Annotated in this window: 20 protein-coding genes and 1 pseudogene; 12 read left to right on the forward strand and 9 right to left on the reverse strand. The window is 71.5% G+C overall.

What is annotated here, in order from left to right; all coding sequences use genetic code 11:
* Nucleotides 1–117: 117 nt before the first annotated feature.
* A complete protein-coding gene (locus K8556_RS33905; protein ID WP_223744256.1) occupies nucleotides 118–1,140 on the reverse strand; it encodes a calcium/sodium antiporter in 1,023 nt (340 codons plus the stop codon).
* 35 nt (nucleotides 1,141–1,175) lie between these two features.
* Complete coding sequence (locus K8556_RS33910; protein ID WP_223744331.1) at nucleotides 1,176–2,000, reverse strand: universal stress protein; 825 nt, start codon at nucleotides 1,998–2,000, stop codon at nucleotides 1,176–1,178.
* A 359-nt stretch (nucleotides 2,001–2,359) separates the two neighbouring features.
* Between K8556_RS33910 and mbhE the strand changes: the two genes are divergently transcribed.
* From mbhE to mnhG, 7 genes are read left to right on the forward strand one after another with little or no spacing between them, the layout of a single operon-like run.
* Nucleotides 2,360–4,663: a hydrogen gas-evolving membrane-bound hydrogenase subunit E gene (gene mbhE, locus K8556_RS33915; RefSeq protein ID WP_223744257.1), complete on the forward strand. Its 2,304-nt coding sequence runs from the start codon at nucleotides 2,360–2,362 to the stop codon at nucleotides 4,661–4,663.
* On the forward strand, nucleotides 4,660–5,079 hold the full coding sequence (locus K8556_RS33920) for a Na+/H+ antiporter subunit B (RefSeq protein WP_223744258.1): 420 nt from the start codon (nucleotides 4,660–4,662) through the stop codon (nucleotides 5,077–5,079). The genes mbhE and K8556_RS33920 overlap by 4 nt, the downstream gene beginning before the upstream one ends.
* A 3-nt stretch (nucleotides 5,080–5,082) precedes the next feature.
* Entirely contained in the window at nucleotides 5,083–5,430 is a 348-nt protein-coding gene (locus K8556_RS33925; protein ID WP_223744259.1) for a Na+/H+ antiporter subunit C, read from the forward strand.
* Nucleotides 5,427–6,914 carry a proton-conducting transporter membrane subunit gene (locus tag K8556_RS33930; RefSeq protein ID WP_223744260.1) on the forward strand — a complete coding sequence of 496 codons (1,488 nt, stop codon included), beginning with the start codon at nucleotides 5,427–5,429 and terminating at the stop codon, nucleotides 6,912–6,914. Before K8556_RS33925 ends, K8556_RS33930 begins: the two co-directional genes overlap by 4 nt.
* Nucleotides 6,911–7,381, forward strand: a complete 471-nt coding sequence (locus K8556_RS33935) for a Na+/H+ antiporter subunit E (protein WP_223744261.1) — start codon at nucleotides 6,911–6,913, stop codon at nucleotides 7,379–7,381. Before K8556_RS33930 ends, K8556_RS33935 begins: the two co-directional genes overlap by 4 nt.
* Complete coding sequence (locus K8556_RS33940) at nucleotides 7,378–7,665, forward strand: monovalent cation/H+ antiporter complex subunit F (RefSeq protein ID WP_223744262.1); 288 nt, start codon at nucleotides 7,378–7,380, stop codon at nucleotides 7,663–7,665. Before K8556_RS33935 ends, K8556_RS33940 begins: the two co-directional genes overlap by 4 nt.
* Nucleotides 7,662–8,075, forward strand: a complete 414-nt coding sequence (gene mnhG, locus K8556_RS33945; protein WP_223744263.1) for a monovalent cation/H(+) antiporter subunit G — start codon at nucleotides 7,662–7,664, stop codon at nucleotides 8,073–8,075. The genes K8556_RS33940 and mnhG overlap by 4 nt, the downstream gene beginning before the upstream one ends.
* Here mnhG and nhaA read toward each other — a convergent pair.
* The 3 genes and pseudogenes from nhaA to K8556_RS33960 form a co-directional block, all read right to left on the reverse strand.
* Nucleotides 8,058–9,385, reverse strand: a pseudogene (nhaA, locus tag K8556_RS33950) (Na+/H+ antiporter NhaA). The gene mnhG and the pseudogene nhaA sit on opposite strands and share 18 nt — an antisense overlap.
* Before the next feature lie 226 nt (nucleotides 9,386–9,611).
* On the reverse strand, nucleotides 9,612–10,364 hold the full coding sequence (locus tag K8556_RS33955) for an SIMPL domain-containing protein (RefSeq protein ID WP_223744264.1): 753 nt from the start codon (nucleotides 10,362–10,364) through the stop codon (nucleotides 9,612–9,614).
* 126 nt (nucleotides 10,365–10,490) lie between these two features.
* Nucleotides 10,491–11,135 carry a hemerythrin domain-containing protein gene (locus K8556_RS33960; protein ID WP_223744265.1) on the reverse strand — a complete coding sequence of 215 codons (645 nt, stop codon included), beginning with the start codon at nucleotides 11,133–11,135 and terminating at the stop codon, nucleotides 10,491–10,493.
* 306 nt (nucleotides 11,136–11,441) lie between these two features.
* Between K8556_RS33960 and K8556_RS33965 the strand changes: the two genes are divergently transcribed.
* Together K8556_RS33965 and K8556_RS33970 are read left to right on the forward strand one after the other, a co-directional pair.
* Nucleotides 11,442–12,413, forward strand: a complete 972-nt coding sequence (locus tag K8556_RS33965) for a PDR/VanB family oxidoreductase (RefSeq protein WP_223744266.1) — start codon at nucleotides 11,442–11,444, stop codon at nucleotides 12,411–12,413.
* Nucleotides 12,414–12,500: 87 nt separating this feature from the next.
* Nucleotides 12,501–13,178, forward strand: a complete 678-nt coding sequence (locus K8556_RS33970; protein ID WP_223744267.1) for an RDD family protein — start codon at nucleotides 12,501–12,503, stop codon at nucleotides 13,176–13,178.
* 31 nt (nucleotides 13,179–13,209) lie between these two features.
* Here the strand turns inward: K8556_RS33970 and K8556_RS33975 are convergent, their stop codons facing one another.
* Nucleotides 13,210–15,696 (reverse strand): serine/threonine-protein kinase, encoded by a 2,487-nt coding sequence (locus K8556_RS33975; RefSeq protein WP_223744268.1) that lies wholly within the window; start codon nucleotides 15,694–15,696, stop codon nucleotides 13,210–13,212.
* A gap of 348 nt (nucleotides 15,697–16,044) precedes the next feature.
* On the opposite strand from K8556_RS33975, the gene K8556_RS33980 reads away from it, so the two are divergent.
* The 3 genes from K8556_RS33980 to K8556_RS33990 all read left to right on the forward strand — a co-directional run bounded on the left by K8556_RS33980 (nucleotide 16,045) and on the right by K8556_RS33990 (nucleotide 19,741).
* Complete coding sequence (locus K8556_RS33980) at nucleotides 16,045–17,802, forward strand: S8 family serine peptidase (RefSeq protein WP_223744269.1); 1,758 nt, start codon at nucleotides 16,045–16,047, stop codon at nucleotides 17,800–17,802.
* 216 nt (nucleotides 17,803–18,018) lie between these two features.
* A complete protein-coding gene (locus tag K8556_RS33985; RefSeq protein WP_223744270.1) occupies nucleotides 18,019–18,423 on the forward strand; it encodes a hypothetical protein in 405 nt (134 codons plus the stop codon).
* Between the two features lie 154 nt (nucleotides 18,424–18,577).
* Nucleotides 18,578–19,741, forward strand: coding sequence for a cytochrome-c peroxidase (locus K8556_RS33990; protein ID WP_223744271.1), 1,164 nt, complete (start codon nucleotides 18,578–18,580; stop codon nucleotides 19,739–19,741).
* Between the two features lie 4 nt (nucleotides 19,742–19,745).
* Here the strand turns inward: K8556_RS33990 and K8556_RS33995 are convergent, their stop codons facing one another.
* The 3 genes from K8556_RS33995 to K8556_RS34005 form a co-directional block, all read right to left on the reverse strand.
* On the reverse strand, nucleotides 19,746–21,149 hold the full coding sequence (locus K8556_RS33995; protein ID WP_223744272.1) for a M24 family metallopeptidase: 1,404 nt from the start codon (nucleotides 21,147–21,149) through the stop codon (nucleotides 19,746–19,748).
* A gap of 106 nt (nucleotides 21,150–21,255) precedes the next feature.
* Complete coding sequence (locus K8556_RS34000) at nucleotides 21,256–21,531, reverse strand: hypothetical protein (RefSeq protein WP_223744273.1); 276 nt, start codon at nucleotides 21,529–21,531, stop codon at nucleotides 21,256–21,258.
* A 471-nt stretch (nucleotides 21,532–22,002) separates the two neighbouring features.
* Nucleotides 22,003–23,103 carry a kelch repeat-containing protein gene (locus K8556_RS34005; protein ID WP_223744274.1) on the reverse strand — a complete coding sequence of 367 codons (1,101 nt, stop codon included), beginning with the start codon at nucleotides 23,101–23,103 and terminating at the stop codon, nucleotides 22,003–22,005.
* Between the last annotated feature and the right edge of the window lie 6 nt (nucleotides 23,104–23,109).

Consider the following 23,109-nt stretch of genomic DNA (forward strand, 5'->3'; position numbering starts at 1 on the left):
TCCGTTTCGACGGGCCTGCCTGCTCGGCTGCACCTATGTCTTTGATTCTGCTTTGCTTTTCGCCGCCGCGTTAAACGAACGCGGATGCGTTGTGCACACAGGCGAAGATGATCTTCTTCATCGGAAAGACTCCTCAGAAATTCCCATCCAGAGCTGCCATGCCATGAATGCCAGATAGAGCGCGAGCACCAGCAAGCCCTCGGGCCGGGTGAGGGTCCAGTCGAAGCTGATGGACAGCGGGAAGAGCAGCAGCGTGAGGCCCAGCAGCACCAGGAGGATGAGGGTGCCCCCCTCGGGGAGGGGCACCGTGGCGATGACCGAGGCCGTGCCCAGGATGAAGAGCAGGTTGAAGATGTTGGAGCCCACGATGTTGCCCAGGGCCATGTCCGTCTGGCCGCGGCGCATGGCCATCAGGCTGGTGATGAGCTCGGGCAGCGTGGTGGCCAGGGACACGACGGTGAGGCCGATGAGCTGCTGGGACATGCCCAGCGCCCGGGCCGCGCCCACCGCGCCCGTCTCCCCCAGCTTGCCTCCCAGCCCCAGCAACACCAGACCGCCCACCACCCTCGCGGAGGCGCGCCGCCACGACAGCAGGGGCTCGCGCCGCACGACCTCCTCGGCCTCCCCGGCGTAGGCGGCGCCCACCTTCGCGGGTTGCTTCGCCGCCCGCAGCATCATCCCCATGAAGCCCAGGAAGACGGCGAGCAGCACCACGCCATCCGCCCGGGACAGTCCGGGCCGGCCATCCGCGCCCAGGGAGCCCGGGAGCCAGGAGAGCACCAGCAGCAGCAGCACGGCGCCCAGCAGCACGGGCAGCTCGCGCCGCAGCAGCGAGGAGCACACCTTCACGGGCCGCACCAGCGCGGACAGGCCGAGCACCAGCCCCACGTTGGTGAGCGACGAGCCCGTCATGTTGCCGAACGTCAGCGCCGTCGCGCCGCCGAGCGAGGCCGCGACGTTGAGAGCAAGCTCCGGAGCCGAGGTGCCAAACGCCACCAGCGTCAGGCCAATGGTGATCGGCGGGACGCCATGGCGCTCGGCGAGGGCCACCGCGCCCTTGACGAGCAGGTCCCCACCGAGCACCAGCAGCACGACGCCACCCGCGAAGAATCCCAGGGAGGTGAGGAGTTCCAGGGGCATGCCGCTCTTCCAACGCCTGGCCTCCGGGCCGGGCGCTAGTGCTGGGGGACCGCTTGCGGAACGACGAGGACGTCGCACTCCGCGCGCCGGAGACAAGCCTCCGCGACGCTGCCCAGCAGCGCGTGCATCAGTCCATGGCCGCCGTGCTTGCCGACCACCAGCAGTTCGGTCCCCTGCTCGCGAACGGCCTGTTCAAGCTCCGCTTGCGGATCGCCCGAGCGCACCAGGGCATGAAGGTCCGTTCCCTGATCCCGGTAGGGCTGGAGGTAGGCGCGCAGCCCTGCGTCGGCCTCGGTGGCCCGCCTCCGGTAGTAGGCCACCATCTGCTTCGCGGAGGTCCCCGCCTGATGCATGACCAGGGCATAGCGGGTGTCGTAACAATGGAGCACGTCCAGGGGCCCGGCCTCCGGCCGCGTCAGGCGGAGCGCCAGCCCCAGCGCCTCGCGTGCGTTTTCGGAGTAGTCGATGCCCACCATGACACGGCGGTAGGGGGCCTCCGCCGGAAGCCGGGTGACCAGGACCGGCACCCGGCCGTGGCGGGCCAGCTTCTCGGGCGTATCCCCGAGCAGGCGCGCGAGCCGCCCCTTGGGCTCACGAGCGACGATGACAAGTTCGGGCGCGTCCTGCGCGGCATAGCGCTCGAAGGCCTCCATCAGGTCCTCGTCCATGACGGGCTCGACCCGGGAGAGCGTGCCGCCCACCGCTTGAAGCCGCGCCACCAACCGCGCTTCGGCGCGAGCCAGGGACTCCCCCTGGGACTCCGCGCCCTGGCGTACGAGGACGGCGACGCGGGCTCCGGGCGCCAGGTCCAGCAGGCTGGCCCGCTCAAGAGCACCCGGGGCGCGGTCGGCTTCGACCATCACGGCCACACTCCGCAAACCACCGGAGGCGCGAGGCCGTGCGTCGGACGCGGGCGCTTGCGGGAGTTCTGGGTGGATGTTCATCGCCATGCTCCGGGGGGGGATAGGCCCACGCGGTGGGGGCCGTCCCTTGAAGGTTCCGCACCCCTTCCGTGACAGTCAACACGCGCCCAGGACGCGCCTGAGGGTCCCCTGCCCGAAGGTCCCGGCCGCTGTCGTCATGAGGACGGGGCCACACCGGGACTGTGTGGAAGTGATGCTCGTCCCGCGAATCCAGCGCCGCTCCGGGGGCCTTCTCCCGGAGCGTGTGGTCGAGTTCGTGCGCCGTCGGCCCGGGGCTCTCGGCACCTCTTCCAGCCATGCTCACGGTGCTCGTCATTGGTGGCTTCTGCGCGGCGCTCCTCGCTCCCTGGGCGGTTCGGCTGTCTCCGCGCCTCGCGAGCCGGGGGCTGATGTTCCTGCCCCTGGGAGCCTTCGTGGCGCTCGCGCGCACGCTCCCGTCCGTCACTTCGGGCAACCCGCTCGCCGAGCGGTGGGCGTGGGCGCCAGAGGTGGACCTATGGCTGTCCTTCCGCCTGGACGGGCTGGCGCTGCTGTTCGCGCTGCTCATCACCGGGATGGGCGCGCTCGTGACGCTCTACGCGGCGTCCTACCTCTCCGGGCACGGGCGGCTGGGGGGCTTCTACGGCCAGCTCTTCCTGTTCATGTCGGCGATGCTGGGCGTGGTCCTCGCGGACAACCTGCTCGCGATGTTCATCTGCTGGGAGCTCACCAGCCTGAGCTCCTATGCCCTGGTGGGCTTCCACCGCGAGCGGCCCGAGGCTCGCCGCTCCGCGCTCCAGGCACTGCTGGTGACGGTCGCCGGGGGGCAGGCGCTCCTGGTGGGGCTGCTGCTGCTCGCGCACATGGGAGGCAGCTTCGAGCTGTCCACGCTCGCGCGGCAGGGCCAGCCCCTGCGCGCCCACCCCCTCTACCTGCCCGCGCTGATGCTGGTGCTTGCTGGCGCCTTCACCAAGTCCGCCCAGGTGCCCTTCCATGCCTGGCTCCCGGGGGCCATGGAGGCACCCACCCCGGTGAGCGCCTACCTGCACTCCGCGACGATGGTGAAGGCAGGCATCTACCTGCTCATGCGGCTGCACCCGGCCCTGGGCGGCACGGCCCCCTGGGCCCTGCTGCTGACGCTGGTGGGCGGGGCGACGATGCTGTGGGGCGCGGCGCGGGCGCTGGCGGAGGTGGACCTCAAGCGGCTCCTGGCCTACGCCACGCTCGCGGTGCTCGGGCTGCTGGTGATGTTGCTGGGGGTGGGGACCCCCGCGGCCCTGCACGCGGCGCTCGTGTACCTGCTGGCGCACGCGCTCTACAAGGCCGCGCTCTTCCTCGTCGCGGGAGCGGTGGACCATGAGGCGGGCACCCGCGACGTGATGCGCCTGGGAGGGCTGCGCCGCGCCATGCCGTTCACGGCCCTGGCGGCGGGCCTGGCCGCCCTGGGCATGGCGGGCGTGCTCCCCGCCTTCGGCTTCATCGGCAAGGAGCTTGTCTACGAGGCGGTGCTCCATGCCCCGCGCGCCGCCGCGCCCCTCACCGCCGCCCCGGTGGTCGCCTTCGTTCTACTGGTGGCGGTAGCGGTGATGGTGGGCGTGCGTCCCTTTCTCGGGCGTCCGGAGGGTGTGGCCAAGGCCGTGCACGAGGCGCCGGCCGGGATGTGGGGACCGCCGCTCCTCCTGGCGGTGCTGGGGCTCCTCCTCGGCTTCGCGCCCGGGCTGCTCTCACCGCTGCTGGCCTCCGCGGGCGCCGCGGTCCAGCCCGGCCTGGGCCCTTTGGAGCTGTCGCTCTGGCACGGCATCAACCCCGCGCTCGGGCTGAGCGCGCTCAGCCTCGCTGCCGGCGCGGCGGCATTCGTGGGGCGCAAGCGCCTGCGCGGCGTGGCGGGCGCGCTCTGCCCTCCAGCGGTGCGGGCTGTCTGGAGCTTCGAGCGCTTCCTCCAGGGACTCAACGCGGTGGCCCTGTGGCAGACCCACGTGCTCCAGTCCGGCGACCAGGGCCGCTACATCCTGTGGGTGCTGGCATCCACCTTCGGGCTGCTGGGCTACACGCTGGCGGTTCGCGGTGGGGGCTTCACGCCGCCCCTCGCCATGGGCCAGGTGGACGTCGCGGGCGCGGGCGTGGCGCTGCTCATCGTGCTGGCCGCGAGAGCCGTCACACGGGCCTGCTCGCGGATTGCCGCGGTGACGGCGCTGGGCGTGGTGGGCTTCGGGGTGGCGCTGCTCTTCCTCTTCTTCGGCGCGCCCGACCTCGCGCTCACCCAGGCCATCGTCGAGGCCCTCACCGTCGTGGTGTTCGTGCTCGCGCTGCTGCACCTGCCCCGCTACACGCGGCTCTCCAGCACGGCGGTGCGCCTGCGTGACGGGGTGCTGGCCGTGGGCGTCGGGGGGACGATGGGGCTGCTCGCGCTGTCCGCCGCCGCGCCGCCGCCGCACCCCTTCGTGTCCTCGTTCTTCCTGGAGCACAGCGTGTCCCAGGCGCACGGCCACAATGTGGTCAACGTCATCCTCACCGACTTCCGGGCGCTCGACACCCTGGGGGAGATCACCGTGCTCGTGGTGGCGGCGCTGGGGGTGCACGCGCTTCTCAAATTGCTTCCCGCCCGGAGGATGCCGTCATGAGTTCCTCGCTCATCCTCGCCACCACCACCCGGTGGCTCCAGCCGCTCCTCCTGCTCTATTCGGTCTTCCTGCTGGTGAGCGGGCACGACGAGCCCGGTGGTGGCTTCACCGGCGGGCTGGTGGCCGCTGCCGCGTTCACCCTGCATGCCCTGGCCTATGACGTGGCCTCGGCGCGCCGGGCGCTGCGCTTCGACCCATCCACGCTCATGGCACTGGGGCTGCTGCTGGCGTTGGCGGCCGGGATGTGGGCGCCGCTGCGATGGGATGCGCCCTTTCTCACCGGCGCCTGGGCGGAGGTGCATCCGCTGGGGCTGGGGCCGCTGGCCGTGGGCACGCCGTTGCTCTTCGACCTGGGCGTCTACCTGGTGGTCACGGGGGTGGCGCTCACCTTCGTGCTCTCCCTGGCGGAGGTGTGACGGATGAGTCTCCTCCTGGCCCTGGTGATTGGCTGTCTCTACGCGGCGGGAACCTATCTGGTGCTGCGGCGCAACCTGATGCGGCTCATCCTGGGGCTGGCGCTGCTTTCGCACGCGGCCAACCTGCTCATCTTCGCGGCGGTCGGGCTGCGACGGGGGCGGCCGCCCATCGTCCCGGAGGGAGCCCTGACGCCGGAGGCCCCCACCGCGGAGCCGTTGGCCCAGGCGCTGGTGCTCACCGCCATCGTCATCAGCTTCGGCCTGCTGGCCTTCGCCGTGACGTTGCTGCACCGCGCCCACCAACTGTCGAGGTCCGCGGATCTCGACACGCTTGAGGGCACGGACCGATGACACAACTTCCGGTGCTCCCGTTGATCATCCCCCTGGCCACCGCGGCCACCACGATGCTGCTGGGGCGCTGGCCGCGCGTGCGGCAGGCGGTGAGCATCCTGGGCGCGGCGCTGCTGTTGGCGGCGGCGCTCGCGCTGCTCGTGCGCGTCGAGCGCGAAGGCATCCAGGTCATGCAGGTAGGCCGCTGGCCCTACCCCGTCGCCATCAGTCTGGTGGCGGACCTCTTCAGCGCGGGGCTGGTGGTGCTCTCGGGCCTGCTGGGGCTCGCGGTGTGCCTCTATTCCGTGGCGGGCATGGACGCGGCGCGAAAGGCGTTCAACTCCGAGGCCTTCATGCACGTGCTGCTCATGGGCGTGTGTGGCGCCTTCCTGACCGGGGACCTCTTCAACCTCTACGTCTGGTTCGAGGTGCTGCTCATCGCCTCGTTCGCGCTCCTGGCGCTGGGCGGTGAGCTGGCGCAGATTGAAGGCGCGGTGAAGTACGTCACCCTCAACCTCATCGCCTCGGCGCTGTTCCTCGCGGCGGTAGGGCTGCTCCATGGGCTGATGGGCACGCTCAGCATGGCGGATCTGGCGCAGAGGCTGCCGCGGACGCCGCAGCCCGGCACCGTGGCGGCGGTGACGGTGCTGCTGCTGGCGGCCTTCGGCATCAAGGCGGCGCTCTTCCCATTCTTCTTCTGGCTGCCCGCCAGCTACCCCACGCCCCCCATGGCGGTGACGGCGCTCTTCGCCGGCCTGCTCACCAAGGTGGGCCTCTACGCGCTCATCCGGGTCTTCTGCCTGCTGTTCGCCCATGACTTCGCGTTCTTCCAGCCGGTGCTGGTGGCCATGGCCTGCATCACCATGATGACGGGCGTGCTGGGCGCGGCCTCGCAGTACGACTTCCGGCGCATCCTCGCGTTCCACTCCATCAGCCAGGTGGGCTACATGCTGCTGGGGCTCGCGCTCTTCGCGCGGCAAGGGCTGGCCGGGGCGCTCTTCTTCATCCTCCACCACGGCCTGGTGAAGTCGAGCCTCTTCCTCGTCAGCGGGCTGACGCACCGGCTGCGGGGCACCCATGACCTGAAGGCGCTCGGCGGGCTCCAGGGCTCCCACCCGGGAGTCGCCCTGCTCTTCGCCATCTTCGCGCTGGCGCTGGCGGGCCTGCCCCCTTCCTCGGGCTTCTTCGCCAAGCTTGCGCTGGTGCGCGAGGCGCTCGCGCAGGGGCGCTACGTGAGCGTGGGGGTGGCGCTCACGGTGAGCGTGTTGACGCTCTTCTCCATGACGAAGATCTGGGCCGAGGCCTTCTGGAAGGCGCCGCCCGTGCCGGTCACCCGGAGCGCGCCGCCGCCGCGCTCCATGGTGTTGCCGGTGGGGGCGCTCGCGCTGGGGGTGCTGTGGTTGGGGCTCCAGCCCGGTCCTGCCTTCGGGCTGATCACGAGAGCCGCCGAGCAGTTGCTGTCCCCCGAAGGCTATATCCTCGCGGCGCAGGGAGCTGCGAGATGAAGACGCTGCTGGGCAACGTGGCACTGGCGCTGGGATGGGCCGCGTTCACCGGGTTCAAGGTGCGCAACCTGTTCGTGGGGTTCGTCCTGGGCTATCTCATCCTCTGGGCGTCGCCCACGGTGGCCGCGCACACCCCCTATTTCTCACGGGTACGGCAGTTGCTGGGCTTCGTGCTCTTCTTCCTCAAGGAGCTGGCCGTCGCCACGCTGCGTATCTCCCTCGACGTGCTCACCCCCACCCACCGGATGACCCCGGCGGTGATTGGGATTCCCCTGGATGCGCGAACGTCCGGGGAGATCACCTTCCTGGCGCTGGTGGTGAGCCTCACGCCCGGCACGCTCGCGCTGGATGTCTCCAGTGACCGGCGCGTCCTCTACATCCATGCCATGTACGCCGCGGATCCCGAGGCGGTGCGCAGCGACATCAAACGGGGCTTCGAGCGGCGCATCCTGGAGCTGCTGCGATGAGCGCGGCGGACTCGCCCGGCTTCACGCTGCTCTTGGAGGTCATCCTGGGGCTCCTCACCCTGGCGTTGGCCCTCGTCTTCGTGCGCCTGCTGCGGGGCCCCACCGCGCCCGACCGGGTGGTGGCGCTCGACACGATGGGTGTTCTGACCCTGGGGATGACGGCCGTCTACAGCGTTTATACCCGAGAGCCCCACCTGCTGCGGGTGACCGCTGGCATCGCGCTCATCTCATTCCTGGGCACGGTGGCGGTGGCGCGCTACCTCGAGCGGGTGAAAGCGCGATGAGGACATGGCTCGTCGGGGGGCTGCTGCTGTCGGGCGCCCTGTTCATGGGGCTCGCGGCGCTGGGGCTCGCACGCCTGCCGGACCTCTTCTGCCGCATGCAGGCGGCGACCAAGAGCGGGACGGCGGGAGCAGGGCTGCTGCTGCTGGGCACGGCGGTGTATTTCGAGGACACGCAAATCGCCACCCGGGCCCTCGCCGTGGTCGCCTTCCTCTTCCTCACCGCGCCCGTGGCCGCCCATCTGCTGGCGCGCGCGGGCTACAACCTTGGGGTGTCCCTGTTCAGGACGCGGACGGACGAACTGAGGGAGCGTTTCGGGCGGGGAGGTGCCGAGCCCGGAGGAACGCCCCCGCTCTTCACGTCAGACAGGCCCGCTCCGTCAGGGCCTTCGGGGCTACGCAGCCGCCGCTGAAGCGCCGCGAGGCTTCAGCGTCCGCAGGATGCCGCAGCCGACGAGTCCCGCCATGAGGGAGCCGAGGAGGATGCCGAACTTGGCTTGCGCCAGGAACTCGGGTGCGTCCGTGAAGGCCAGGCTGGCGATGAAGAGGGCCACGGTGAAGCCGATGCCCGCGAGCACGGAGACGCCGAAGAGCTGGGGAATGGAGGCGTTGCCGGGCATGCCGGACAGGCCCAGCCGGACCGCCAGGAAGGTCGCGCAGAACACGCCCACGGCCTTACCGATGAACAAGCCCAGGGCCGAGCCGAGGAGAACGGGCCGCGTCAGGCTGTCCAGGCCCACTCCGGAGAGCGGGAGCCCCGAGTTCGCGAGCGCGAAGATGGGCATGATGCCGAAGGAGACCCAGGGGTGCAGCGCGTGAACGAAGCGGTTGAGCGGGGGCTCCAGGTCCTCGATCTCCTCTTCGATTTGCAGCAGCTCGTTGTTGGCGATGTCCTCCTGGGGCGAGCGCTTGACCAGCTCCGCGGGGCGGACGTTCAAGGCCACGAGGACATCCCTCACGGGGCGGTGTCCCCGAGCCGAATCATCAGCCCCAGGAGCACGCCCGCGATGGTGGCGTGGATGCCCGAGTGATGGATGACGTACCAGAGCGCGACTCCCGCAACGCCATACGCCACTGCGGACGTGGAGCCGGTTGAAGAGGCCGAGAAGCGCGAGCACTCCGGCTGACATGAGCAGCCACAGCGGCTCCAGGCCATGGCCGTAGAAGAGGGCGATGACGAGGATGCCGCCCATGTCATCGAAGATGGCCAGCGCCGTGACGAAGACGACGAGGCCCTGCGACACGCGCCCCTTCAGCAGCGTCAGGCAACCGATGCAGAAGGCGATGTCGGTGGCCATGGGGATGGCCCAACCCTCCGTTCCCCCCTGCCCAAGGTGAACAGCAGGTAGATGCATGCGGGAACGAGCATCCCACCCATCGCGGCCACGAAGGGCAACAGCGCCTTGGGTGCACTGTTCAGCTCGCCGACGGCCAGCTCCCGCTTGATCTCCATGCCCACGACAAAGAAGAAAACGGACATGAGTCCATCGTTGATGAGCTGGGCCAGGGTGAACTCCGCCTGTGACGCTCCGAGGCCCAGGACGAAGCGGCGCTCCAGGAGCGCCGTGTAGCTGTCACCCCACGGCGAGTTCGCCCAGAGAAGCGCGGCGACCGCGGCGACGAACAGAAGAACGCCGCTCACCGCCTCCAAGCGGAAGAATGCGCGCAGCGGCTCCACGACAGCCTTGAAGAGCGGAGGAAGGGGCTTGGAGGACGTGCTCAGGCGGGCACAAAGTAATTCCTCCGGGATGTCGTCACGAGCTGATTCGGAGGGCACTCCCGCGAGAGTCGCTGGCCGTCGACGACGCGCTTCGGACCGTGATCAGGAGTGCCGCGAACTTTTCGGGCGTGAGAGCACAACGGCGACGCCTCTGGCTCGACGTGCCCGCTTCACGGGGTGGCGCCGCTCTGGCCGGACCGCGACAGAGGGGCACTGTGAACTCCGGCGCCTACTGGATGGCGAAGATGAGCGTCACCTTCGCCTGCACCGTCTGCTCCTCCGGCTGGATGGGCGTGGGGGGCGCGGCGCGCGACTCCGCCATGTCCATGGCGAAGGTGGCCGGGTACAGGCGCGGGGCCTCCGTCACCGTGCTCGCGTCCAGCACCGCGCCCAGCTTCACGTTCAGCGACGCGGCCAGCACCTCCGCGGACTTCCGGGCTCGCGCCACCGCCTGCCGCAGCGCTTCGCCCTGCACCGCGTCCTGCCGGCTCAACCCGAAGCGCACGGAATCCACCCGGTTCGCCCCCGCCGCCAACGCCTTGTCCAACAGGCTCCCCACCTTGGACAGGTCCGTCACGTGGACGCTCACCAGGTTGCTCACCCGGTAGCCCTTGAGCTTCGGCTCACCGCCCTGCGGCGGCGCCGGCGTGTACTCCGGATAGACGTTGTAGTTGCGCGTCTGCAAATCGCGCTTCTGGATGCCCGCACCGGTGAGCGCCGCGAGCACCTTCTCCATCCGCTTCGCGTTCTCCTCGCCCGCCGCCTTCGCGTTCTGCGCGGACGTCTCCACCGCCACGTCGATGAAGGCCTCGTCCGGCTGCGCCTTCACCTCGCCCGTGCCCTCCACGCGCAGCGTGCGCACCTGCGGATCCACCGGCGGCCGGGGCTGCGGTGAGCCGGGCGGCGTTCCCTGCGTCTGCGCCGCGGCCGTGAAGCCCACGAGCACCACCAGCGTCGTCAACATCCTGCGAACAGCGGACATGGCGCCTCCTTCCCAAGGCCCCGAGCACCTTCGCGCTCCGGGCGCGAAAGCCTCTCATGTCCCTCCAGACGCCCCAGCCCCGGCGGACATTCACCGGGCCCGAGGCGTCCAGCGCCTGACGCTCGCTCAGTGCAGCGGCTCGCCCGCCGGGTCCGGCGACATCATGGACTCCAGCGGCTTGCGCAGGGGACGCGGCGCGGACTTGCGCACCCGCGTGACGGCCTTGCGGCGCGCCGTGCGCAGCGCGTCCCGGCCCATGTCCATCACCGCCGCCACCGCGCCCGTCAGCAGGTTGCCCGGCGGCGTGTCCGGCGCGGCCGGGTGCGGGTGCGTGGGCGCGCCCTTCTTCGCCAGCTCCAGCGCCTCGCCCACCTGCCGCAGCTCCTGCGGCTTGAAGGCCTTCTTCACCTCCGGGAAGAGGTACTGCTCCTCCTCCGTGACGTGCGCGCGCACGTTCTCCATCAGCACGTGCACCTTCGCGTCGAAGCGCTCGGACTCCGGCGGCAGCGTGTCCAGCTCCGACAGCACCCACTTCACCACGTGGTGCTCCTCCAGCGCCCGCAGCACGTCCGGCGACAGGTCCTCCGAGCGCGCGCGCACCGCCGGGTAGAAGACCTGCTCCTCGATGGCGGCGTGGATGGACAGCTCGCGCACCATCTCGTCCACCAGCTTGCGCTTGTGCGCCAGCGCGTGCTCACCCGCCTTCTCGAACTTGCGGAACAACTGCTCCACCGTCTTGTGGTCCGCCTTCAGCAACGTGATGGCATCCATGGGCCGTCTCCCTTCCGTCGAAGCGGGGGGCCGCGCATCCCCCATCGCGAAGCCGCTCGGGCCTGAGTGACCCTGGCGCAGCGCGGCACGGAGTGAAGGGTGGGGATGGATTCCCAGCCGTGCCCACCCCCGCTGCCCTGGCCCCCGCGTCAGGACGGAGGGCAGGCGGGCGGAGGGCCCCTTCTGTCCGGAACCGGTCGGAAAAACCGTACCCGCCCCCACTCCCCGGGCGGCCCGGGAGTGCACACCGTGCGCGGCCAGATCGGTCTCGCGCCGGGCGGCGGGCAAGGGAACAGGGGCACTACCGTGACGACGAACACGCTGCGCCTGCGGGTGGCGCGCATCACCCGCGAGGCGGAAGGCATCCAGTCCTACGAGCTGGTGTCCCAGGACGGCGGCGCCCTGCCCGAGTTCGAGGCCGGCGCCCACCTGGACGTGCGGGTGCCGGGGCTGGACGGCATGCGCCAGTACTCGCTCTGCAACGACCCGAGCGAGACGCACCGCTACGTCATCGCCGTGCAGCGCGACGCCCACGGCCGCGGCGGATCCAAGGCGATGCACGACCACGTCCGCGAGGGCGACGTGCTCACCGTGAGCGAGCCCGTCAACGACTTCCCCCTGCTGTACGGGCGCAGCTACGTGCTCATCGCGGGCGGCATCGGCATCACGCCGCTGCTGGCCATGGCGCGCGTGCTGGAGCGCACCGGCGCGGAGTGGGTGCTGCACTACTGCGCGCGCGACGCGGACCGCACCGCCTTCCGGGAGCTGTTGTCCACGCCGTCCTTCGCCGGCCGCGTGCACGTGCACCACGACGGGGGCGACCCTTCGAAGGGGCTGGACGTGCGGTCGCTGCTGGCGACGCGCGGCCCGGGCACGCGGCTGTACTGCTGCGGCCCGGCGGGCCTGATGAAGGCCGTGCGCGAGGCGGCCACCCTGCACAAGTGGCCCTGGGAGAAGGTGCACTTCGAGGCCTTCACCGCGGAGGGCACCTCCGCCACCCACGCGACGCCGGAGGAGGACTTCGAGGTGTCGCTCAAGAGCACCGGCCAGGTGCTGCGCGTGCCGGCCGGCAAGAGCGTGCTCAACGTCCTGCGCACCCACGGCGTGAAGGTGGAGAGCGACTGCGAGGCGGGCTCCTGCGGCACCTGCGTCACCCGCGTGTGCGAGGGAACTCCGGACCACCGTGACACGTTCTTCCAGCAAGAGCCCGCGGGAAATGCACGGATGCTGGTCTGCGTGTCGCGCGCCCGGTCCAAGCGGCTGGTGCTGGATCTGTAGCGACACCCCCGGGCCCGGCGTTTTGGAGCGCGCCTGGGCACGGCGGGCCGCCTATGCTCGCGCCCCGCTCGTACACGAGAGAGGCTGATGAGCGACGGGACGTTGTTCTCCATGGACACTCCGCCCACCGAGGCCCGGTTCCAGAACCGGCTCTGGGTGGCGGACGCGTTGGACCTCACGGGCGCGGCGCTCGTGGGTTGGGGCGCGGTGCGCGCGGCGGAGTGGGTGTCCACTCCCGCGCTGCTGGGGTTCGCCATGGGGGCCGCCTGGGTGGTGCTGTCCTGCGTGGGCGGGCTGACGGGGCTCACCCCGGGCCGTCACGCCCTGGGCCTCAAGCTGGAGCGGGCGGAGGGACGGGTGCCCGGCATGGGCACGGGGCTGCTGCGCGCGCTCACCGCGCCGGTGGAGCTGCTGCTCCAGGTGGTGCTGCAGCGCCGCCCGCTGGACGCGCAGTTGGGCGTGCACGCGGCCGTGATTCCGGGCGGCCTTCGCGGCTGGGCGCGCAGCCTGCCGCTGCCGCTGGTGGGGCTGGTGCTGCTGGCGGGCGCGGTGTGGAGCATCGTCACGCCCACGCGCCAGGAGATGCTCCAGTACCTGGACCGCACGCTGACCGGGTGGCACTGCTGCCACGGCACGCGCGAGGTCACCTGGCAGTGCCGCACGTCCCTGTCCCGCGCGGTGCGCAACGCGAACGGCGGCGACGCGGAGGTCGCGGAGTTCCTGCGCAACGAGTGCCCCGTGGCCGCCAGCCGGCTCGCGCCCTGAGGCGTCACGCGAGCCGGCCAGGGCTCGCGCTTCAGCGCTTGCGCAGCGCGAAGGTGTCGTCGCCCTCGTCGCAGCTCACCCAGACGGCCTTCTCCGGCACCGCGGGCGCCTTGTAGTTCACCTTGAAGTAGGGCTCCTGCACCTTGACCCGGTGCGTCCTGTAGGGCTCGAGGCTCGCCATGATGGCCTGCTGCCGTCCGTTCAGGACGATGACGCAGTTGTGCCAGGTCCGGGTGTCGGAGCTCGTGACGTAGAGGGTGCTGTTCAAGCCGGTCCCCAGGATGCCGTCGATCTCCGCCTCTCCCAGCAGGCGCGAGCGCTCCGCGGCCTTCGGCTCGGGCGCGGGCGGCGCGGCCTGCGGGGCCTGCGGGGCCTCGGCCACGGGCGTGGGCAGCGCGGGCCCCGACGGGCGCACGGCCATCAGCAGGAAGCGCGGCTCCTTCGCCGCGTCCGCCTCCGCGTCCAGCCGCAGGGTCATGCGCTCGCGGCTCGGGTGGATGGACACCACGGTCGCCGTCCCCAGCACCGGGCGCTTGCGGATCCCCTTCTGGATGGGGCCCACCACCTTGAACACCGTGCCCGCGTTGATGCCCGAGGGCACCGCCGCGTTCACCACGCGCTGGCCGCCGCCCGTCTCGCCAATCTTCGCCACGGCCAGGCTCGCGGGCACCAGCTCGGGCGGATGCGTCGCGGGCCGCTTCGGTCCGGGGACGGGCTTGGACTCCGGTGAAGGCTTCACCACCGGCTCGGGCTTCACCTCCGGCTCCACCGCGCCCGGCTCCACCGGCGCCTCGGGAGGCGGCTCCACGGGCGGCGTCACCGCGGCAGGCGGCTCCTCCACCTTCGGGGGCGCGGCGGCCACCACCGGCTCGGATGGCGGGAGCGTCTGGGGGGCCACGGGCGGCTCGGCCGTGTGCGGGCGCAGCACGTAGGCGGTGATGCCCACGGAGGCGCCCACCAGCAGCAGCGCCGCCACGGCGATCCTCGCCACCGGCCTGCGGGGCTCGGGCTGCGCTGGCAGCGATCCGGACGTGCCCGCCAACCCGGCGCCCTGGGGCGGCGCGGGCGACAGGTGCACCGCCGTAGCGCCCAGCGCGGCCGCGTCCACCTCGTCGGTGCTCCGCGCCACGCCGCCAGAGCCCGGCCGGGCCACGCCACCGGAACCGCGCGCCACGCCGCCAGAGCCCGGCGAGGCCACGCCACCGGACCCCGACGTGCCGCGAGCCACACCGCCAGAGCCCGGCTGGGCCACACCGCCTGAGCCCGGCTGGGCCACGCCACCGGAGCCCGGCGCGGGCATGGCCACACCGCCGGCTCCCGGCGTGGGACTGGCCGCGCCGCCGGAGCCCGAGGGATGGGACACGAACGTGCCCCCCGGCCCGAGCGCCGGGCCGTCCACGTCGATGCGCCCGGTGTTGGGCCTGCTCCCGGACTCTTCCTCCGGGGAGACCGCTCCGGCCGCCGCCGCGCCACTCCCGGAGCCGCCATACAGCCCCGTGCCCGAACCGGGCCGGGGCGCGGGCGACGGCGTGCGCCGCTCCCCGTGCACGCTGGACGTCAGCTTGCGCTGCTCGGCGAAGGCCTCCGGGCAGAGCGCGCGCACGAACTCGCCCACCTCCTCCGCGCCAAGGGGGTTCCCCGAGCGCAAGAGCTCCGCGTTGAGCGCCCGCGCGAACTCATCCGACCGCGCGTACCGGTCCGCGGGCGACGGCGCCAGCGCGCGGCGCAGCACGGCCTCCAGCGACGGCTCCACGTCCGGACGGAAGTCCTTCAGCGGCGGCACCACCGGATGCGACATCGCCGCCATCATCTCGCCCACGGTGCCGTGGGGCACCAGCCCACGACCCGCGAGCATCTCCCACACCACCACCGCGCAGGAGTAGATGTCGCTGCGGTGGTCCAGCGGCTCCGCGCGGACCTGCTCCGGGGACATGTAGCCCAGCTTCCCCATCACCGTGGACGGCAGCGTGTACTTGCTGCGCGCGGTGGACTTCGCGAGGCCGAAGTCGATGACCTTCACCTCGCCCTCGTACGACACCATCACGTTGTGCGGGGACACGTCGCGGTGGACGATGCCCAGCGGCTCGCCGTCCGAGCCCGTCTTGCGGTGCGCGTACCCCAGCCCCTCCGCCATGCGCTGGCCGATGTAGAGCGCCACCGGCGCCGGCACCGCCCGCCCCTGCACCCGGGCCTGCTCCAGCAGGTACCCCAGGTCCACGCCCGCCACGTACTCCAGGGCCATGTAGTAGGTGCCGTCCGCCTCGCCCATGTCGTACACCTGGGCGATGGAGGAGTGGACCAGGTGCACCAGCACCTTGGCCTCGTGGTGGAACCGGTCCAGGAACTGCCGGTCCTTCACCAGCCCCGGCAGGATGGTCTTCACGATGCAGGGCTTCTCGAAGCCCGCCGCCCCGGACAGCTTCGCCAGGTACACCTCTCCCATGCCGCCCTGGCCCAGGAGGTGGACGAGCTCGTAGCGCCCGAAGAAGCGGGGGGACTCTGTGGGTGCGGTGCTCATGGCTTGGCGCCCCGGAGCGCAGCATGGACTCCCCCATGGAATCAAGCCGCGCACCTCGCGCCACCCCTCCTTGCCAGCCTTCCGACACCCCTGGCGCAAAAAAGAGAAAGTCCCGGGGTCGACGGAATTCCCGAGCCTGTGTTCCGACGGACAACAGGTCTGTTGTGCACCCGCGCACGTCCGGCCCGCCCCTGGGGCCTGGAGACGATGCGAGTCCGCGCGGGGATGCGTTCCCTCATCGCAGCACGCCGCTTCCTTCCTCGGTGAGGGGGGCGGGCACCTCCCGGTCCTCCGCCATGTGGGGGGATCGCCCTCGGGAGGGGCGTCCTGCTTGGAAGGAGTCGCACCATGAGGCGTTGGGCATTCGTCGGGTTGCTGGCGCTGGCCGCGTGTGCGCCGGAGTCGTCCTCGCGCAGCGCGTCCCAGGGGCAGGTGTGCCCGGGCGTCGTCGCCGGTGGGATGACGGTCCACCAGGGACTGGATGGGCACCCGCCCTCCCCGGCCCAGGGGGATGGGCGCGAGCCGGTCATCATCCGCTTCCGCCACACGGGAGACCGCACGCAGGCCGCGAGCGTCACGGCGTCCGGCGCCAGCTTCACGGCGAGCACCGGCGCGAAGGTGGGCGCCGTCTACCGCAACATCCCCGCGGTGGCAGCGCGCGTGACGCCCCAGGAGCGGCTGCTGCTGGAGCGCAGCGCCCTGGTGGAGAGCATCGAGGCGGACCAGGTCTGGTACGGCCAGGGCCTGACGCCCGGGCTGCTCGCGCCGCTGCCGCGCCAGGTGACGGCCGCCACGCCCACGCCGTCGGACGAGTACACGGACGGCCTCCGCCTGGTGCAGGCCCCGGAGGTGTGGGACGCGGACCGGGACGGCGTGCTGGACGTGGGCGCGCCCACGGGCGAGGGCGTGCGGGTGTGCGTCATCGACAGCGGGCTGGACATGGACCACCCGGAGTTCCAGGGCGCGGTGGTGGGCAGCCACGACTTCCTGGACGGCGACGACGACGCCAGCGACCGCGGCGCCCAGGGCCAGTGGGGCCCGGGCCACGGCACGCACGTGGCGGGCATCATCGCGGCGCGCATGGGCCACGGCGGCGACACCGGCCCCCGGGGCGCGCAGGGCGGCATGGTGGGCGTGGCGCCCAACGCGTCGCTGCTCATCGCCCGCGTGCTGGACCTGTCCGGGCAGACGCAGATGAGCGTGGTGCTCTCCGCCATGGAGTGGTGCGAGTCCCAGGGCGCGCGCGTCGTGTCGCTGTCGCTGGGCGGAGGCAACGCCACCCGCAGCACCGTGGAGGCGTTCCGCGCGCTGCAGGAGCACGGCCTGCTGGTGGTGGCGGCCTCGGGCAACCAGGGCGGCCCGGTGCTGTACCCCGCGTCCGACCCGTCCGTGCTCGCGGTGGGCGCGGTGGACTCGAACGAGCGGCGCGCGAGCTTCTCCAACGCGGGCCCGGAGCTCTCCCTGGTGGCGCCCGGCGTGGACGTGCTGTCCACCTTCCCCCGGGGCATGGGCGCCTTCGCGGAGATGTCCCTGGACGACACGTCCCCCATGTCGCGCTCGCTCCTGTACTCGCCCACGGGCGACACCGCGGGGCGGCTGGTGGACTGCGGCCTGGGGGACTCGCTGGCCTCCTGCTTCGACGCCACCTGTGACGGCTTCGTCGCCTACGTGCGGCCGGGCGCGGTGCCGGTGTCCGTGGCCATGTCCAACGTGATGATGCAGGGCGCGCGCGCCGTCGTCTTCGGCTCCGAGGACGCGCCCGCGGGCGGCGCGGTGGACATCCTCTCCCTGCCCCGCAGCGGACGCTGGGCCCCGGCCGTCAGCGTCAACCAGGCCGCCAGCACCATGCTGCGCGGGCGGCTGGGCACGGACGCGCGGCTCACCCTGGTGCCCGTGGACTACACCCACGTCTCCGGCACCTCCATGGCCGCGCCCTACGTGAGCGGCGTCGCCGCGCTGCTCTGGAGCGCCCGGCCCGACCTCACGCCCCAGCAGGTGCGCGACGCGCTGGAGTCCTCCGCGCGCGACCTGGGCACCGCGGGCCGGGACTCCCTGTTCGGCCACGGCCTGGTGCACGCGCGTGACGCCCTGCAGCGGCTGCAGTGAGGCGCGCTTCTCGATTCATGGGAAGTGTGAGGAGCACTTCACGGACGCGGAGCGTGGATGTTGGGGAACGGAAAAATGCTCCGCGTGATGAAATCGAGAATGCGTTTCCGCGTGGAATGAAAGCGCGCCGGGATTGTACGTGGCGCGCGCCAATGGCTGCCGGGAAGGCGGCCAACCGGGCGCGAAAACCATCTCATTCTTGAATTGAGGATATCCATGTTGCGAATTGCTGTTGCCGCCTTCGTCGTTGCCGCCACGGGTTGCGCCTCGTCGAGTGGCGCGGCGGCCGCGGGTCGCGCGGGCAACGCCACGGTCACGGGCAGCATCGCGTACCCCGCGAGCGGCCTGCAGGGTGACCCGTGCTCGGCGGTGGGGGTGAAGGTGACGCAGAACGACGCCGTGGCCCTGGGCCGGCACGAGGTGAAGCAGAGCCGCAACAACCGCTGCAGCTACACCGTCAGCGGGCTGCCGGAGGACCAGGAGCTGAACGTGGAGCTGACGATGGGCGCGGGCCTCAAGTGCGCCAGCGGCGCGGCGCCCACGGTCACCCCGGGCCCCACGAAGATGAAGATCGCCAAGTTCGCGGCGCCGGTGGTGAGCTTCAAGCTGGCCTGCGAGTAGCGCGCCTGAAGTCCCGCTGAAGGGCTTCACGCCATGAAGGCCGGGGCAAGCCCTGAAGAGGGCCCCCGGCCTTCGTGCGTGGACGGCCGTATGCCCGGCGGGGGGACGGGGACCATTGATTGCTGAACACAAGGGCGCGAAGCTGCTCCGGCCCATGACTGGTCTCCGTCCGCGTACCGCCGTGCTCGCCCTGGCCCTGCTGGGGGCGGGTTGCGAATCCGAAGTTCCCTTTCCGACCGAGGATGAGCTGGACCAGCTCAGCGCCCTGCACACGCAGAGCGTGAAGCCGGAGGCGGACCCCACCAACAAGTGGGCGGACAACGCGGACGCGGCGGCGCTGGGTCAGCGGCTGTTCGAGGACCCGGGGCTGTCGCGCTGCGGGACGGTGTCCTGCAAGAGCTGCCACACGGGCGAGTCCTACACGGTGGAGACGGCGACGGCGGAGGGCTGCGGAGGCCACCAGTCCGAGCGCAACCCGCCCAGCCTGTTGAACGTGGGCTACAGCCGCTGGTTCATGTGGGACGGGCGGGCGGACCGGCTCTGGTCGCAGGCGCTGCTGCCGCTGACGAACCCCATCGAGATGGACTCGGACGTGACGGTGGTGCGCGCGCGGCTGTCCGGCGAGCCCTCGTACACGGCGGCGTACACGCAGTTGTTCGGCAAGGCGCCCGCGGACGAGTCCGACCCGGACCGGCTGATGGCGAACGTGGGCAAGGTGCTGGCGGCGTACCAGCGCACGCTCAACCGCACCGAGGCGCCCTTCGACGCGGACGTGCGGCGCTTCCTGCAGGCGGTGGAGGCGGGCACGCAGGAGAAGGACCCGGCGTACCTGGGCCTGAAGACGTTCATGCGCAAGGGCCAGTGCGTGGTGTGCCACAAGGGCCGCTCGCTGTCGGACGACAAGTTCCACAACCTGGGGCTGAAGGACTCCGGCCCGGGGCGGCGCGGGCAGGCGGCCGCGGTGGACGCGCTGGTGGCCTGGCCGTTCAACGCCGCGGGCCCCTACAGCGACGCGCCCGCCGGCATCGACGCGGCGCGGCTGCCCACGCTGAAGGCGCAGGCGCAGAGCAAGCCCGCGGAGGTGGAGGGCGCGTTCCGCACGCCCACGCTGCGCAACGTGGCGCTGAGCGCGCCGTACATGCACACCGGCGCGGAGAAGACGCTGGAGGACGTGGTCGAGTTCTACAACAAGGGCGGCGACCCGGACGGCACCTTCGCGGGCGTGCGCACGGAGACCATCGTCAAGCTGGACCTGAGCAGCGAGGAGAAGCAGGCGCTGGTGACGCTGCTCAAGTCCATGACGGGCGCGCCGAAGTAGTCCTTCAGCGGACCAGGTGGAAGGACGTCTGACGCTGGAGGGCCCAGCGCACGGTGCCCTGCGAGTCCACGACGACGTCCTCCTCCTGGGCGGAGCGCACGGGCTGGCCCTTCCACTCCGGCACGGGGCTCGTCGCCTGCAGCTCGATGGAGAACCAGGAGTCGGGCATCACCGGGTGCTCGCCGTTGCCGGGCACGCCCTCCTGGCGGTCCCACATGCCAATCATGGGGCCGGCGCCGTGGCCGTGCAGGCCAATGGGGTGTGAGTACACGCTGCCGCTGATGCCCTCCGCCTTCATGCGCGCGAGCGAGGCGCGCAGGACCTCGTTGCCGGTGCGGCCCGGCTTGATTTCGCCGGTGACGATGTCCTGGAGCCGGTTGGACGCCTTGAGCGCGGCCTTGAGGCCTTCGGGGGCGTCCGTCTCTCCGTCGCGCAGCACGTAGCCCATGTGCTGGGTGTCGGTGTTGAGGCGGAGCGCGGTGACGCCGAAGTCGCAGTGGAGCACGTCGCCGCGCTGGATGACGGGGTGGTCGCCCAGGTCTTCGTCGGTGGCGCCCTGGCGCTGCACGTCCACGTCCGGCTGGAACCAGGTGTCCAGGCCTTCGTCGGCCAGGCGCTGGCGCATCCACCACTCCACGTCCTGGGTGGTGGTGGTGCCGGGGGTGATGACGGCGTTGGAGAAGGCGGTCTGGATGAGGTTCCAGGCGTACTTCTGGAGGTCGGCGTAGAAGCGGACCTCGTCGGCGCCTCGCCAGCCGAGCACGTCCAGGGGCAGGCCTCCGGCGGGCTTGAGGCGCTTGGACCAGGTGGGGCCCAGGGCCTGGGCCATGCCTTCGTATTCGCCGTGGGTGAGGCCGTCCGCGAAGGCGATGGCGGGGGACACGTTGATGGCGATGGAGTCCGGCTTGCGCTCCTCCACGACCTGCTTGAGGAGCAGCCACTGTTCAGGGCCCAGGAGCTCCGCGGCGCGCTGCGAGCCGCCGCGGTCCACCATCATGGGGGCGCGGCGGGCCTCATAGAGGCCGCCCTGGGTGCTGCCGCCCAGCGCCAGCCGCTCCACGCCCTGGTCCGGGCCCCGGTCGAAGAAGACGTAGATGGTGCGGCGGCGGGCGGAGAAGGTGGTGGGGGCGACGAGCGCCTTGAAGACGGGGTCCTCGTTGTACTCGCGCATGGGGACGACCCACATGCTCACGCCGTACTTGCGCATGAGCTGGGGCAGTCCGGTCTCCAGCCGTTCACGGAGCCACTCCTGCTGGCGGGCGGACTGTTCGCGCAGCGTGCCGAAGGGGCGCACGGGCGCGGCGACGGCGGCGGCCGGGGCCTCGGGCTTCGAGGGGGCGGCGGGCGCGGTGGCGCAGGCGGAGGAACAGACGAGCGGGACGACGAGCAGGTGTTTCCAGGAGCGCATGGGCGCGCAGTCTGTCACGCGCCCCGGCACGCCGCGCGGCGCGAATGGCCGCCAGGAACCGCCGTTGTCAGTCATTCACGGAAAAGCCAGACACACTGTCCCGGCTTCACTTCGAATCCGTGGAGCCAGGCGGCGTAGCGCGGGGGCTGACCTTGCGCAGCTCATGGAAGTGCTCGCGGACGAACCGCGCGGCGTTGAGCAGGGCGTCCACGGGACCGACGCCCACCATGCTGACGGTGATGGGCACCGCGTGGCCGATGATCAGCGGGCAGTACCAGTCCCCATTGGCATCCTGGGGAATGGGCGCGGGCCGGCCCAGGGTGACGCGGGAGACGTGCTTGCGCCCCTGGTCGTCCTCGAAGGACCAGTAGTCGTCGGCCACGGGGTCACTTATGGACGCGTGGTGCGGAGGGCCAGGATTCATGGACGGCTCCCTACCCCTCATCCGGAGGGCAGGCGGTGGAGTGGGAAACGCATGCGTTGATGCGCGAGCACATGCCCTTGCATGCCGCCTTCGAGCCCTGGACGACGGACCAGCAGAGCTGCCGCTGCCAGGTCTCGGCGAGGCTCCGGCAGTATGACTCCAGGGTCGCGCCTCCCGCATCACAGGCCTTGAAGCAGGAGTCCAGGTCGAACGTTCCGGGCGTGGACACAGGCGGCGGAGCGCAGCCTTCGGGATTCAAAGCACAGAAGCTTCCGGGGCCGCGCGAATGATCCGCTCGAAACTCGCTAGGAGACGCGGAGGCGCATCCGCCTCCGACAAGGAACATCACGAGCACCAAGACGCCTGTTGTTCCACGGGACATGCAGCAGTATTCCCCTGGTCCAGTCCCCCGTCTATCCGTGAATAAAACTACTCTCCCGGCGTGGCCTGGGCCACGGCGGGAGCGGGGACGTACTCCTCGCTCGTGGCCAGGGTGCCCAGCTCGTTCACTCCGCCCACCACCAGCACCGTGCCCCGGCGCAGCCACAGCGCTCCGGCTTCGCCTCGCGGCTCATGCAGCGTGGGCGCCTGCGTCCAGATTCCTTTCGCCGGTTCGAAGCGCTCCGCGGAGTCCAGCGTGCCTCGGGAGGAGTGCTCGCCGCCCACCACCAGCACCGCTCCCTCCGCCGTCAGCAGCGCCGCGTGGTGCTCTCGCGGCACCGCTGGCGCCTCCACCCGCTCCCAGGCGTTGCGCTCCGGCACGTACACCTCCGCCGTGCGCGCCGCCTGCGTCGTGGTGCCTCCCACCACCAGCACGCGCCCGTCCGGGAGCAGCGTCACCGTGTGCCCCAGCCGGTGCGTCCCCGCCGCTCCGCCCACCGCTCCCGCCTTCTCCCAGCGGCCCGTCACCGGGTCGTAGAGCTCCGACTGCAGGCCGCTCGCGAAGAGCACCTTTCCCGTGCGCAGCACCACCGCCGTCCCCGCGCCGCCTCGCGCGTACGCGGGCGCCTCCGCCGCGCTCCACGTGCCCGTCACCGGGTCGAACAGCTCCGCCGAACGCACCGGCCGCAGGTCCACGTCCGTGCCCCCCGCCACCAGCACCCGGCCGTCCGGCAACAGCACCACCGCCGGGTCGTTGCGCGCCTCGCTCATGGGCGCCGCTTGCGTCCACACGCCCGTGTCCGGCGCGTACAGCTCCGCGCTCGCCAGCGCGCCCACCGTCACGCCATTCGAGCCGCCCACCACCAGCACGCGCCCATCCACCAGCCGCACCGCCGCGTGGTTGCGCCGCGCCGTGCGCAGCGCTCCCGTGGTCCGCCAGCGCCCCGTGTCCGGGTCGAAGATTTCGCAGCTTCCCAGCGTGCGGCTGCCGTCATGCCCTCCCGCCGCCAGCACCCGCCCGTCGTCCAACGCGACGTAGGGCAACAGCCGCCTCGGCGTGGACAACACGCCCGGCACCGGCGCCTCCACGCCGCCCGCATCCGCTCGCGGCGCGGGCCCGCACGCGAACACCACTCCCAACCACAGCATCGTGAC

The organism is Corallococcus sp. AS-1-12 (assembly GCF_020036995.1).
GTDB lineage: Bacteria > Myxococcota > Myxococcia > Myxococcales > Myxococcaceae > Corallococcus.